This is a genomic window from Serratia sp. root2 (assembly GCF_031931805.1).
GTDB lineage: Bacteria > Pseudomonadota > Gammaproteobacteria > Enterobacterales > Enterobacteriaceae > Serratia > Serratia inhibens.
Map to the genome: position 1 here is coordinate 110,437 of NZ_JAUJXB010000004.1, position 12,779 is coordinate 123,215.

The window sequence follows — 12,779 nt, forward strand, 5'->3', positions numbered from 1 at the left end:
GAACAGCCTGCCTTAGGTTTCCTGCAGACCCAGCTTCTTCTCCAGATAGTGGATGTTGGTACCACCGTGCTGGAAGTTTTCGTCGCTCATGATCTTTTGCTGCAGTTCAACGTTGGTTTTGATGCCATCGATGATCAGTTCAGCCAGGGCATTCTTCATGCGGGCAATGGCCACGTCACGGTTTTCGCCGTAAGTGATCAGTTTGCCGATCATGGAATCATAGTACGGCGGTACGGTATAACCAGCGTAAATATGAGATTCCCAACGCACGCCGAAACCGCCTGGTGCATGGAAACGGGTGATCTTGCCCGGGCTCGGCAGGAAGGTGTTAGGGTCTTCGGCGTTGATACGGCATTCCACCGCGTGGCCGTGAACCTTCACTTCGTCTTGTTTGATCGACAGCGGTTGACCGGCAGCGATGCGCAACTGCTCTTTGATCAGATCCACGCCGGTGATCATTTCGGTAACCGGGTGTTCAACCTGAATACGGGTGTTCATTTCGATGAAATAGAACTCGCCGTTTTCATACAGGAACTCGAAGGTGCCTGCACCGCGATAACCGATTTCCACACAGGCCTTCGAGCAGCGCTCGCCGATGTAACGGCGCATTTCGCTGGTGATGCCCGGTGCCGGAGCCTCTTCAACCACTTTCTGGTGGCGGCGCTGCATGGAGCAGTCGCGCTCGGCCAGATAGATGGCGTTGCCCTGGCCGTCCGCCAAAATCTGAATTTCGATATGACGTGGGTTTTCCAGGTATTTTTCCATGTAAACCATGTCATTGTTGAAAGCCGCTTTGGCTTCCGCTTTGGTCATGGAAATGGACTGCTCGAGATCTTTGTCGCTGCGTACTACGCGCATGCCACGACCGCCGCCGCCGCCGGATGCCTTGATGATCACCGGGTAGCCGATACGCTTGGCGAAGGCACGGTTTTTATCCATGTCGTCGGTCAGCGGGCCATCGGAGCCAGGGACGCAAGGGACGCCGGCTTTCTTCATGGCGTTGATCGCAGAAACCTTGTCGCCCATCAGGCGGATGGTTTCGGCTTTCGGGCCGATGAAAATAAAGCCGGAGCGTTCGATCTGCTCGGCAAAGTCGGCGTTTTCGGACAGGAAGCCGTAGCCTGGGTGGATCGCCACTGCGCCGGTAATTTCCGCCGCAGAGATGATTGCCGGGATGTTCAAATAGCTTTTCACTGAGGGCGCAGGACCAATACAGACGGTCTCGTCAGCCAGCAGTACGTGTTTCAGATCGCGATCGGCTGTGGAGTGCACGGCAACGGTTTTGATGCCCAGCTCTTTACAAGCACGCAGGATACGAAGCGCGATCTCGCCGCGGTTGGCGATAACAATTTTATCAAGCATGTTCGCCTCGTTATTCGATGACGACCAGTGGCTCGTCAAATTCAACCGGTTGGCCGTTTTCTACCAGAATAGCTTTAACAACGCCGGATTTGTCCGCTTCGATCTGGTTCATCATTTTCATGGCTTCAACGATGCACAGAGTGTCGCCGGCATTCACTTTCTGGCCGACTTCGATGAAGGCTTTCGCATCCGGGCTTGGCGTGCGGTAGAACGTGCCGACCATTGGGGAACGGACGATGTGGCCACTCATGGCCGCCGGTGCCGCAGGGGTTTCTGCTGCAGGCGCGCTGGCAACGGCGTTAGCCAGAGCCGGCTGCTGCTGTGCCGGCATGGCATAGGCCTGTGGCATCATTGGGTAAGCCTGCACCGGCGCGGCACGGCTGATGCGAACCGACTCTTCGCCTTCAGAGATTTCCAGTTCAGAAATGCCTGATTCTTCAACCAGTTCGATCAGTTTCTTGATTTTACGAATATCCATGAGTGTGATTCCGTACTCTTTTTGCGTAGCAATTAGTGGGTTTTTGACAGACGGTTAACCGCTGCCTGTAAAGCAAATGTGTAGCCATCCGCGCCGAGGCCGCAAATCACGCCTACCGCTACATCGGAGAGGTAGGAATGATGGCGGAAAGGCTCGCGGGCGTGCACATTGGAGAGGTGGATCTCGATAAACGGGATCTGCACCGCCAGCAATGCATCACGCAGCGCCACGCTGGTATGCGTGAACGCGGCAGGGTTGATCAGAATAAAATCCGTGTTGCCGCGTGCCTGATGTATGCGATCGATAAGTTGATACTCGGCGTTGGATTGCAGATGGCTCAGGGTGATATCCAGCGCGGATGCCTGGTTTTCCAATCCGTTAACTATCTCTGTCAGCGTCGTGCTGCCGTACTTCTCCGGCTCGCGCGTCCCCAGCAGATTCAGATTGGGGCCGTTCAAAAGCAAAATGTGAGACTTGTCTGCCATTGTGCTGGTATCTCCGGCAATAAAACCATCATCGTAGAAAATAACCCGATGTCACCGATTTGTCACCTGTTAAGGGGGAAATTCACCCTGTGAACAGGAGCAAGGTCGGGCATTATAACGATATCGTAGCAATTCGCAGCTAAATACTGGTCTTATCAGCGAAGATATTCAACCCCAAATCGGCATACTGACGATGGCGTTATCGCATTATGAGGGGTAGAACACAGAAAAGTTCCGCTCTTTAACGCCACCAATTGCGGAATTTTTTGTATCGCAGCGCCAGCAGCAGTATAGCCAACAGGGCGTAAATGAAAGGTTGTGGCGAAAAGGTTTTTACCGACCACAGGTAGTGAATCGGTGCCAATATCGCCGCCAGATAGACGAAGTTATGCAACGTCTGCCATTTGGCGCCCAGTTTGCGCATTGCCCATAGCGTAGAGGTGGCGGCCAGCGCGAGCAAAATCAGCCAACTGATAATGCCTAGCGTCAGATAAGGGCGGGTCACCAGTTCTCGCCCCAGTAGGCCGATATTGCTCAGCCCCAATTCGAGCGTCGAATAGCTTATCAGATGCAGCGTGCCCCAGGCAAAGCACCACAACCCCACCAGGCGGCGGCAGCGGATCAGCAGCGGTTGGCGGGCATAGCGCGCCAGCGGGGCAATCATCAAGGTCGCCAGCAGCAGTTTCAGCGTCATTCTGCCGGTAAAATGCTGAATATCCTTGGCCGGATCGGCGCTGAACCAGCCCTGATCCACTGCCAGCAGCAGCCAGAGAAACGGCAGGAATGCCGCCAGATAAATGGCGATCTTGATCCCTTTGATGTGAAGCGGAGTTAAACGCACTTAGAAATTCTCCCGCAGGTCCATCCCGCGATACAGCGACGCAACCTGATCGGCATAGCCGTTAAACAGCAGCGTCGGCTGGCGTTTGACATCCAGAATGCCGCCGGAACCGATAAAACGTTCGGTGGCTTGCGACCAGCGCGGATGATCGACGTGTGGGTTCACGTTGGCGTAGAAACCGTATTCGTTTGGCGCAGATTCATTCCAGGTCGTCGGCGGTTGATCGCGCACCAGGCGGATATGCACAATTGATTTAATGCCTTTGAAACCGTATTTCCATGGGGTGATTAGCCGCAGCGGCGCGCCATTTTGCGGCGGCAGCGTTTTGCCGTACACGCCAACGGTCAGCAGCGCCAGCGGGTTCATGGCTTCATCCAGGCGCAGCCCTTCGACATACGGATACTTCAGGCCACCGCCGATAAAGCGGTCCTTTTGGCCAGGCATCTGTTCCGGATCGTACAGCGTCTGGAAGGCAACGTAGCGTGCATTGCTGTTTGGCTCTGCAAGTTTAATGAGTTTACCCAGCTCAAAACCAATCCAGGGTACGACCATCGACCAAGCTTCTACGCAGCGCATGCGGTAGATGCGCTGTTCCAATGGGAAGCGTTTGATCAAATCATCGATATCCAGCGTGATCGGTTTGGCGACTTCACCGTCGATGCGTACCTTCCAGCCTTCGGTTTTCAATCCCCCGGCATTGGCGGCGGGATCGGCCTTATCGAGGCCGAATTCGTAGAAATTGTTGTAACCGGAAACCTTGTCTTCGGGTGTCATGGCCAGTTGCGCCTGCCAGGCGGCCGGCTTGCTGAATTCCAGCGGCTTGCCGGCCGGGGCTTTGGGCCGATCGTTACCTTTGAACCATGACAGCACATCGGCCTGCGCGTTGAGCGGCAGGGCCAGCGACGCGGCGGTGATGCCCAACGCCTGCAGCACTTTGCGCCGCTGATGAAATACGCTCTCGGGCGTGACATCGGCCTCGGTCAGTTTAGGGAATTTGCTCATGGTGTTTTTCTCCGCATTTTTACCCGTCGCCTTGCAAAATAGGGTGTTCAAATCGGCTCCGGTCAGACTGACCGGAGTGGGCGAACATATTCGCCCCCGATTAACGCGGGCGCAGCATGCTGTGCCCCTGCAACGCTCTGAGGTATATAGATGTAAGCATGGCGTGAAAGCAGGGCTTATGCGAGAGGTGGCAGGAAAATATGAAATTTCGTAGAGCGGGTTTCCCCCCGTTGCCAGGGGGCGAGCAGATTTAGCGGATTTTCACCAGCGTGCGGCCGGTGACCCGGTTATCCAGTAGCGCCGCGGCAGTGGCCGGCGCCTGTTCCAGCGTAATTTCCTGCGTGGCCTGCTGGTAGAAGCTGTCCGGCAGAATACCGGCCAGGCGTTCCCAGGCGGTTTGGCGGCGGTGCAGCGGGGTATGCACCGAGTCCACTCCCTGTAGGCGCACGTTGCGCAGAATAAACGGCATCACCGTGGTTGGCAGGTGGTAACCACCGGCCAGTCCGCAGGCGGCGACGACGCCGTTATAGTTCATCTGCGCCAGTACTCGCGCCAGCAAGGTGTCGCCAACGGTATCAACCGCGCCGGCCCACAGCTGTTTCTCCAGCGGACGCGGCGCCTCCAGATAACCGCTGCGCGACAGCACCTCTTTGGCCCCCAGCGCTTTCAGGTAGTCGGTGTTGCTTTCGCGGCCGCTGATCGCGGTCACGTGATAGCCCAACGCCGTCAGAATGGCGATCGCTGCGCTGCCAACGCCGCCGCTGGCGCCGGTCACCAGAATGTCGCCGTCATCCGGTCGTACGCCGCCTTCTTCCAGCGCCATCACGCATAACATGGCGGTAAACCCCGCAGTGCCGAGGATCATCGCTTTGCGTTCATCCAACCCATGCGGCAGCGGCACCAGCCATTCTCCGGATACCCGCGCCTGCTCTGCCAGGCCGCCCCAGTGATTTTCGCCGACGCCCCAGCCGGTGAGCACCACGCTCTGGCCTTCCTTAAAGCGCGGGTCTCTGCTGTCACGTACCGTGCCGGCGAAGTCGATGCCGGGTACCATAGGGAATTGGCGGATGATCTTGCCTTTGCCGGTGATCGCCAGTGCATCTTTATAGTTAAGGCTGGACCAGTTGACGTCGATCGTCACATCGCCATCGGGCAGTTGATCGCTGCTGATGTCTTTGATGTGAGCCAGAGTTTGATCGTCTTGTTGTTCCAATAACAGTGCGCGCATGTCACTCTTCCTCGCGTTTTCATTTTTGCCATAGATGGCTGAATCAGATTTATTTGACTATATGCATAATAAGAAATTTATGTCCTGATAAAGGACAAATAATGACGTTTTAAGGTTTTCTTCGTTGGCTATGCTTGATAGGTTGATCGGCATGGTTTGCTGCTTTACGTTGGCGGAATGAGCGAAGCAAAAGGTTAGTTATTAATTAAAAATCAAGGTATTGAGTTGCATTCATTTGAGCGGATTAGGGGCCTTTATACCTCCAAAGGTGAAAATTTACGTAACCATAACGGACAGGGCACAGGGATGCGATTTACCACGAAGCTGTCTACGTTGATCACCCTGCTTGTTGCACTGGCGATGTTTTTGATGCTGATGGGGTGTTCATACAGTTTTTTCTACGTTACTCAGGATCGCCTGGAGCGCCGCTTCGATTCGCTGGTGACGTCGCTCGATCAGTCAATGCTGCAGGGACCCCCAGATGAACAGCAACAATGGTTGCCGCTGGTGATGCGTCCGCTCGGTATCGTGGCCGTCAGCGTCGATAGCGGCCGCACCAATCTCCTCACCTATAAACTGCCGACTTTGAAGCTGCCCTGGGATTCGCTGAACGGCTACCGTCAGGTCTCCCGGCCTCTGCTGCAGCACCCCGGCAGTTCGCTTAACATCACCTATATCGATCCGTTCGCCAGCGACGTGCGTTCGTTGCAGTCCACCGGCGTCGTCACGCTGTCGATCGTCGTGATGCTGGTGATTTTGCTGTTCAGCCTGCGCTGGCTGCGTGAACAGGCCGAGGGAGAGGATCGGCTGGAACGCCGTGCGCGGCGCATTCTGAACGGCGAACGAGAGAGTGTGATGCAGGGCGATGTGCGCGAATGGCCGGCGAACGTCAGCGGTGCGCTTGATCGCCTGCTGGCGGATCTGGCGGAAGCGCGCGAAGAGCGTAGCCGGGTCGATACGCTGATCCGTGCCTTTGCCGCGCAGGACGCCAAAACCGGGCTGAACAACCGATTGTTTTTTGATAACCAACTGGCGACTCAGTTGGAGGAGGAAGGCTCGCACGGTATTGTCATGATGGTGCGGTTACCCGACTTCGATACGCTGCGGGAAACCCACGGCAACAACGCGGTGCAGGAACTGATGTACTCGCTGGTCAATCTGCTGTCGACTTTCGTGATGCGCTATCCGGCAGCGTTGCTGGCGCGTTATTTCCACAGCGACTTCACCGTATTGTTGCCGCACCGTACGCTGAAAGAGGCGGACGGCATCGCCACGCAGCTGGTGAATGCCATTGACGCACTGCCTTCAACGGCGCTAATCGATCGCGAGGCGTTCTTGCATATCGGCATCGTGGCGTATCGCAGCGGACAAACCCCGGAACAGGTGATTGATTACGCGGAGCAGGCAACGCGACACGCCACGTTACAGGGAGGAAACGGCTGGTACGTTTACGACAGCCAGGTGCCTGAAAAGGGGCGCGGCAGCGTCAAATGGCGCACCCTGCTGGAGCAGGTGCTGGTGCGGGGTGGTCCGCGCCTGTATCAAAAACCGGCGGTAACGGTGGAGGGGGATGTTCATCACCGTGAGATCATGAGTCGGATTTATGATGGAACCCAAGAGCTGTTGCCATCTGAATATATGCCGCTGGTACAGCAGTTGGGGCTGGCTGAAAGTTACGATCGCCAGCATATCAGCCGTATCCTTCCCCTGCTGGCGCTGTGGCCGGAAGAGACGCTGGCATTTACGCTGTGTGTAGATTCATTATTGCAGCGCAGTTTCCAGCGCTGGTTGCGCGATACCCTGCTCCAATGTGAAAAAAGTCACCGTCGACGAATTCTGATTGAACTTGCAGAGGCAGATGTGTGTCAACATATCGACCGTTTGCGCCCGGTGCTGAGATTGCTTTCAGGATTGGGGTGCCGTCTTGCCGTTTCTCAGGCGGGATTAACCGTGGTCAGTGCCTCCTATATCAAGTCCTTACCGGTGGAGATCGTCAAACTCCACCCTGGTTTAGTGCGTGGGATTGATAAGCGTGATGAAAATCAGCTGTTCGTGCAGAGCCTGACCGGCGCCTGCGAAGGCACCAGCGCCAAGGTGTTTGCCGCCAGCGTGCGGACGAACAACGAATGGCAGACGCTGAAAGAACGTGGGATTCTTGGCGGGCAGGGCGACTTTTTTGCGCCGCCGGAGCCGATAGACGTGGGGCGTAAAAAATATTCGCGCCGTTATCGTGTTTAACCTGAATGCCGGGCAAAAATTGACGTAGAATGAGCGCCAATTCATCTGGGCTATTTTATCTGTCATTTTGGGATTATCCTCAAACTGCCTGCGACAAGAACGCCTATTTGATATAGGCTCTTGTCAGCCCTTTTCTGTTGTACGTTGGTGGGTGCTTACCACCCGCGTCAATCAGGGAATATGTTAGATTTTATGAGCTGTGTTACGCCGTTTCGTGCGCTGACAGGGTGGTAAACTGAGCCTTTGTTCAGGGAATTCAGGCCTCATCCAATTTTCGTGCATTCGAGCAGAAACAATACAGACTATTTTTCACCGAAGTAGAACATTTTTGCGCCTTGTCGCTGCTTCGTGTGGTTGGTAAAGTAGGCGGATTTTATTTTCCGCCCCCAGCTTGCAGGATTATCCTTTAGTTATGTTTAAGAAATTTCGTGGCATGTTTTCCAATGACTTGTCCATCGACTTGGGTACCGCCAATACCCTGATTTATGTTAAAGGGCAAGGCATTGTACTGAACGAACCGTCGGTGGTTGCCATTCGCCAGGATCGTGCCGGTTCACCCAAGAGCGTTGCGGCCGTGGGTCATGACGCCAAACAGATGCTGGGCCGTACGCCTGGCAATATCGCGGCTATTCGCCCGATGAAAGACGGCGTGATCGCCGATTTCTTCGTGACCGAAAAAATGCTGCAGCACTTTATCAAACAGGTTCACAGCAACAGCTTCATGCGACCAAGTCCGCGTGTGCTGGTGTGCGTACCGGTTGGCGCAACTCAGGTTGAACGCCGCGCCATTCGCGAATCCGCCCAAGGGGCCGGTGCGCGTGAGGTGTTTCTGATTGAAGAACCGATGGCTGCGGCAATCGGTGCAGGCTTGCCGGTATCGGAAGCGACCGGTTCAATGGTTGTGGATATCGGTGGCGGTACTACTGAAGTGGCGGTGATCTCACTGAACGGTGTGGTGTACTCCTCTTCCGTACGTATCGGTGGCGATCGTTTCGACGAAGCCATCATTAATTATGTGCGTCGTAACTATGGCTCGCTGATTGGTGAAGCCACTGCTGAACGCATCAAGCACGAAATCGGCTCAGCTTATCCAGGCGATGAAGTGCTGGAAATCGAAGTTCGCGGCCGTAATCTGGCTGAGGGCGTGCCACGCGGCTTTACCCTGAACTCCAATGAAATCCTCGAAGCGCTGCAGGAGCCGTTGACCGGCATCGTCAGCGCGGTGATGGTGGCGCTGGAACAGTGTCCGCCGGAGCTGGCCTCTGACATTTCCGAACGCGGCATGGTGTTGACCGGTGGTGGCGCACTGCTGCGCAATCTGGATCGCCTGCTGATGGAAGAAACCGGCATTCCGGTAGTCGTGGCAGAAGATCCGCTGACCTGCGTAGCCCGCGGCGGCGGCAAGGCGTTGGAAATGATCGACATGCATGGCGGCGATTTGTTCAGCGAAGAATAGTCAGCCCCAGGAAGGAGGAATCGTATCGGATGACTGCGCAAAGCGAAAATCAGGTACGGTTCCTCTTTCTGTTGTCGAGGAACTCGCATAATTTATGAAGCCGATTTTTAGCAGGGGGCCTTCCCTGCAACTCCGACTTTTTTTGGCGGTGATTGCGGCCATTGGCCTGATCGTTGCCGATAGCCGTCTCGGTACGTTCGTGAAAATTCGCACCTACATGGACACGGCCGTCAGCCCTTTCTATTTTTTGGCCAATGGGCCACGTAAAGTTTTGGACGGCGTTTCAGAAACGCTGGCTACCCGCCAACAGCTGGAGCTGGAAAACCGAGCTCTGCGGCAGGAACTGCTGCTGAAAAACAGCGATATTCTTCTTCTTGGCCAATTCAAGCAGGAAAACGCCCGCTTGCGTGAGCTGTTAGGCTCGCCGCTGCGCCAGGATGAACACAAAATGGTCACCCAGGTGATCTCCACCGGCTCCGACCCTTATAGCGATCAAGTGGTGATCGACAAAGGCTCGGACAACGGGGTTTATGAAGGCCAGCCGGTGATCAGCGATAAAGGCGTGGTCGGCCAGGTGGTGGCGGTGGCGAAGGTCACCAGCCGCGTGCTGCTGATTTGCGACGCCTCTCACGCGCTGCCGATTCAGGTGCTGCGCAACGATATCCGCGTGATTGCCGCAGGCAGCGGTTGCGCCGACGATTTACAGCTCGAGCATCTGCCGAACAATACCGACATCCGCGCAGGGGACGTGCTGGTGACTTCAGGCCTGGGCGGCCGTTTCCCGGAAGGGTATCCGGTAGCGGTGGTCTCCTCGGTTAAAGTGGATAACCAGCGCGCCTATACCGTGATCCAGGCGCGGCCAACCGCGGGTCTGCAACGTTTGCGCTACCTGCTGCTGCTTTGGGGCGCCGATCGCAATGGCGATATGCCGCTGCCGCCCGATGAAGTTCACCGTGTCGCCAATGAGCGCCTGATGCAGATGATGCCGCAGGTGCTGCCGCCGGCAGACGCCATGGGGCCGCAACCGTCGCTGCCTGCAGCGGCAACCGGCGCCGCTGCGCCGCAGGCCACCGCACCGGCTGCGGGAGTCGCACAATGAACCGCTACCGCAGCAACGGGCGCTGGATAATCTGGCTATCATTTTTGGTGGCGCTGGTGCTGCAAATCATGCCGTGGCCGGAGCAAATTTATATGTTCCGGCCGTCCTGGCTGGCGTTGATCCTGATTTACTGGGTGATGGCGTTGCCACACCGGGTGAACGTCGGCACCGGCTTCGTGCTGGGGCTGGTTATGGATCTGATCCTCGGCTCCACGCTGGGCGTGCGCGCGCTGGCGTTGGGCATCATCGCCTACCTGGTGGCGTTCAAATTCCAGCTGTTCCGCAACATGGCGCTATGGCAACAGGCGCTGATCGTCGTGCTGTTATCCCTGGCGATGGACGTTGTGGTGTTCTGGGCCGAGTTTTTAGTGATCAACGTCTCTTTCCGCCCAGAGGTGTTCTGGAGTAGTGTGGTTAACGGCATTCTGTGGCCGTGGTTGTTCCTGCTGATGCGCAAAATCCGCCGTCAGTTCGCCGTACAATGAGGATTGCAATGACTTCGCTTTATCTGGCCTCCGGCTCTCCGCGTCGACGTGAATTACTGACCCTGCTGGGCGTTCCGTTTGAAATTATCCTGACGGATACCGAAGAGCAGCGTCAGGAAGGGGAAGCCGCAGAAGCCTATGTGCGCCGTCTGGCGCAGGACAAGGCCAAAGCCGGCGTGGCGCTGGCGCAGCAGGATTGGCCGGTGCTGGGCGCGGATACCATTGTGGTACTCAATGGCCGAGTGTTGGAAAAACCGCGCGACGCAGCGCATGCGGCAGAAATGCTGGCGGTGCTTTCGGGCAAGCAGCATCAGGTGATGACCGCAGTGGCGATCGCCGATAGCCAGGACGTTTTGTGCCAGCTGGTGGTGACAGACGTGACGTTCCGCAACCTGTCACACCAGGATATCTGCGACTATATTGCAACGGGCGAGCCGATGGATAAAGCGGGCGCCTACGGAATTCAAGGAAAGGGTGGTTGTTTCGTCAGAACGATAACCGGGAGTTATCACGCGGTGATGGGCTTGCCGCTGGTCGAAACACATGAGCTGCTCAGTCATTTTGTCGCATTACGTGATGTAAGAACCGGTTGATGGGCGCTGCCATTATCGACCGGCTCTGAGGAGAAGGCATGACAGCTGAGCTACTGGTTAATATCACACCGTCTGAAACGCGGGTTGCCTATATTGATGGCGGCATCCTGCAAGAGATCCACATCGAGCGCGAATCCAAACGCGGCATCGTCGGCAATATTTATAAAGGGCGCGTAAGCCGCGTCTTGCCCGGCATGCAGGCAGCATTCGTCGATATCGGCCTGGACAAGGCCGCCTTCCTGCACGCCTCCGATATCATGCCGCACACCGAATGCGTCGCCGGTGACGAGCAGAAGAATTTCCACGTGCGCGATATCGCCGAACTGGTGCGCCAGGGGCAGGATCTGATGGTGCAGGTGGTGAAAGATCCCCTTGGCACCAAAGGCGCGCGCCTGACCACCGATATTACCCTGCCTTCGCGTTATCTGGTGTTCATGCCGGGGGCGGCGCACGTTGGCGTTTCACAGCGCATTGAAAGCGAAGCCGAGCGCGAGCGGTTGAAAAAGGCCGTAGCCGCCTACTGCGACGAGCTGGGCGGTTTTATCATCCGCACGGCGGCGGAAGGCATCGGCGAAGAAGAGCTGTCGCAAGACGCCGCATTCCTCAAGCGCCTGTGGATCAAGGTCATGGAGCGCAAAAAGCGCAATCAGACCAAATACAAATTGTACGGTGAACTGGCGTTGGCGCACCGCATTCTGCGCGATTTCGCCGGTGCGGCGTTGGATCGGATCCGCATTGATTCGCGCCAGACTCACGATCAACTGGTGGAATTTACCGGCGAATACATTCCGGACATCACCGACAAGCTGGAGTTGTACACCGGCAGCCAACCGATCTTCGACCTGTACGATGTCGAAAACGAAGTCCAGCGGGCGCTGGAGCGCAAGGTGGAGCTGAAATCCGGCGGTTACCTGATCATCGATCAGACCGAGGCGATGACCACAGTGGATATCAACACCGGCGCCTTTGTCGGCCACCGCAACCTCGACGAAACCATTTTCAATACCAATGTCGAAGCGACGCAGGCCATTGCCCGCCAGCTGCGGTTGCGCAACCTGGGCGGTATTATCATCATTGACTTCATCGACATGAACAATGACGAGCATCGCCGCCGGGTACTGCATTCGCTGGAGCAGGCGTTGAGTAAAGATCGGGTAAAAACCACGATCAACGGCTTCTCTCAGCTAGGCTTAGTGGAAATGACGCGTAAACGCACGCGCGAAAGCATTGAACATGTGCTGTGTCACGATTGTCCTACCTGTAATGGGCGCGGCACCGTGAAAACGGTGGAAACCGTCTGCTACGAAATTTTGCGTGAAATTGTGCGTGTACACCATGCTTACGATTCCGATCGTTTCCTGGTATACGCCTCTGCGGCGGTTGGCGAAGCGCTGAAAAGCGAAGAATCGCATGCGCTGGCCGAAGTGGAAATCTTCGTTGGCAAACAAGTCAAGGTGCAGATCGAACCCTTGTACAGCCAGGAACAGTTTGACGTTGTCATGATGTGATCGT

General features: G+C 56.2%; 12 protein-coding genes. 6 read left to right on the forward strand and 6 right to left on the reverse strand.

Going from position 1 to position 12,779, the window contains the following annotated elements; all coding sequences use genetic code 11:
- Window positions 1-12: 12 nt before the first annotated feature.
- The 6 genes from accC to acuI form a co-directional block, all read right to left on the reverse strand.
- A complete protein-coding gene (accC, locus tag QZQ97_RS18345; RefSeq protein WP_212557157.1) occupies window positions 13-1,362 on the reverse strand; it encodes an acetyl-CoA carboxylase biotin carboxylase subunit in 1,350 nt (449 codons plus the stop codon).
- Between the two features lie 10 nt (window positions 1,363-1,372).
- Entirely contained in the window at window positions 1,373-1,840 is a 468-nt protein-coding gene (gene accB, locus QZQ97_RS18350) for an acetyl-CoA carboxylase biotin carboxyl carrier protein (protein ID WP_311994618.1), read from the reverse strand.
- 32 nt (window positions 1,841-1,872) lie between these two features.
- Window positions 1,873-2,325 (reverse strand): type II 3-dehydroquinate dehydratase, encoded by a 453-nt coding sequence (aroQ, locus tag QZQ97_RS18355; RefSeq protein WP_004948665.1) that lies wholly within the window; start codon window positions 2,323-2,325, stop codon window positions 1,873-1,875.
- A 241-nt stretch (window positions 2,326-2,566) separates the two neighbouring features.
- Window positions 2,567-3,166, reverse strand: coding sequence for a protein-methionine-sulfoxide reductase heme-binding subunit MsrQ (gene msrQ, locus QZQ97_RS18360; protein WP_311994619.1), 600 nt, complete (start codon window positions 3,164-3,166; stop codon window positions 2,567-2,569).
- Window positions 3,167-4,168, reverse strand: coding sequence for a protein-methionine-sulfoxide reductase catalytic subunit MsrP (gene msrP / locus QZQ97_RS18365; protein WP_311994620.1), 1,002 nt, complete (start codon window positions 4,166-4,168; stop codon window positions 3,167-3,169). It abuts the gene before it with no gap.
- Between the two features lie 250 nt (window positions 4,169-4,418).
- Entirely contained in the window at window positions 4,419-5,396 is a 978-nt protein-coding gene (acuI, locus tag QZQ97_RS18370) for an acrylyl-CoA reductase (NADPH) (RefSeq protein WP_311994621.1), read from the reverse strand.
- 306 nt (window positions 5,397-5,702) lie between these two features.
- Between acuI and csrD the strand changes: the two genes are divergently transcribed.
- The 6 genes from csrD to rng all read left to right on the forward strand — a co-directional run bounded on the left by csrD (window position 5,703) and on the right by rng (window position 12,775).
- Window positions 5,703-7,634: an RNase E specificity factor CsrD gene (gene csrD, locus QZQ97_RS18375; protein ID WP_311994622.1), complete on the forward strand. Its 1,932-nt coding sequence runs from the start codon at window positions 5,703-5,705 to the stop codon at window positions 7,632-7,634.
- Window positions 7,635-8,046: 412 nt separating this feature from the next.
- On the forward strand, window positions 8,047-9,090 hold the full coding sequence (gene mreB / locus QZQ97_RS18380) for a rod shape-determining protein MreB (RefSeq protein ID WP_126485560.1): 1,044 nt from the start codon (window positions 8,047-8,049) through the stop codon (window positions 9,088-9,090).
- A 94-nt stretch (window positions 9,091-9,184) separates the two neighbouring features.
- The gene (gene mreC, locus QZQ97_RS18385) at window positions 9,185-10,189 is read left to right on the forward strand and encodes a rod shape-determining protein MreC (RefSeq protein WP_311994623.1); all 1,005 of its coding nucleotides are present in this window, start codon (window positions 9,185-9,187) and stop codon (window positions 10,187-10,189) included.
- Window positions 10,186-10,674, forward strand: a complete 489-nt coding sequence (mreD, locus tag QZQ97_RS18390) for a rod shape-determining protein MreD (protein ID WP_065506653.1) — start codon at window positions 10,186-10,188, stop codon at window positions 10,672-10,674. The genes mreC and mreD overlap by 4 nt, the downstream gene beginning before the upstream one ends.
- An 8-nt stretch (window positions 10,675-10,682) precedes the next feature.
- On the forward strand, window positions 10,683-11,267 hold the full coding sequence (locus tag QZQ97_RS18395) for a Maf family protein (protein ID WP_311994624.1): 585 nt from the start codon (window positions 10,683-10,685) through the stop codon (window positions 11,265-11,267).
- Between the two features lie 38 nt (window positions 11,268-11,305).
- Window positions 11,306-12,775 carry a ribonuclease G gene (gene rng, locus QZQ97_RS18400; protein ID WP_311994625.1) on the forward strand — a complete coding sequence of 490 codons (1,470 nt, stop codon included), beginning with the start codon at window positions 11,306-11,308 and terminating at the stop codon, window positions 12,773-12,775.
- The last annotated feature ends 4 nt before the right edge of the window (window positions 12,776-12,779 follow it).

What these genes read in the sequence shown, in the direction of transcription:
- accC (WP_212557157.1), bottom strand. Translation starts at nt 1,362, where the DNA reads ATGCTTGATAAAATTGTTATCGCCAACCGCGGCGAGATCGCGCTTCGT.
- accB (WP_311994618.1), bottom strand. Translation starts at nt 1,840, where the DNA reads ATGGATATTCGTAAAATCAAGAAACTGATCGAACTGGTTGAAGAATCA.
- aroQ (WP_004948665.1), bottom strand. Translation starts at nt 2,325, where the DNA reads ATGGCAGACAAGTCTCACATTTTGCTTTTGAACGGCCCCAATCTGAAT.
- msrP (WP_311994620.1), bottom strand. Translation starts at nt 4,168, where the DNA reads ATGAGCAAATTCCCTAAACTGACCGAGGCCGATGTCACGCCCGAGAGC.
- acuI (WP_311994621.1), bottom strand. Translation starts at nt 5,396, where the DNA reads ATGCGCGCACTGTTATTGGAACAACAAGACGATCAAACTCTGGCTCAC.
- csrD (WP_311994622.1), top strand. Translation starts at nt 5,703, where the DNA reads ATGCGATTTACCACGAAGCTGTCTACGTTGATCACCCTGCTTGTTGCA.
- mreB (WP_126485560.1), top strand. Translation starts at nt 8,047, where the DNA reads ATGTTTAAGAAATTTCGTGGCATGTTTTCCAATGACTTGTCCATCGAC.
- mreC (WP_311994623.1), top strand. Translation starts at nt 9,185, where the DNA reads ATGAAGCCGATTTTTAGCAGGGGGCCTTCCCTGCAACTCCGACTTTTT.
- mreD (WP_065506653.1), top strand. Translation starts at nt 10,186, where the DNA reads ATGAACCGCTACCGCAGCAACGGGCGCTGGATAATCTGGCTATCATTT.
- QZQ97_RS18395 (WP_311994624.1), top strand. Translation starts at nt 10,683, where the DNA reads ATGACTTCGCTTTATCTGGCCTCCGGCTCTCCGCGTCGACGTGAATTA.
- rng (WP_311994625.1), top strand. Translation starts at nt 11,306, where the DNA reads ATGACAGCTGAGCTACTGGTTAATATCACACCGTCTGAAACGCGGGTT.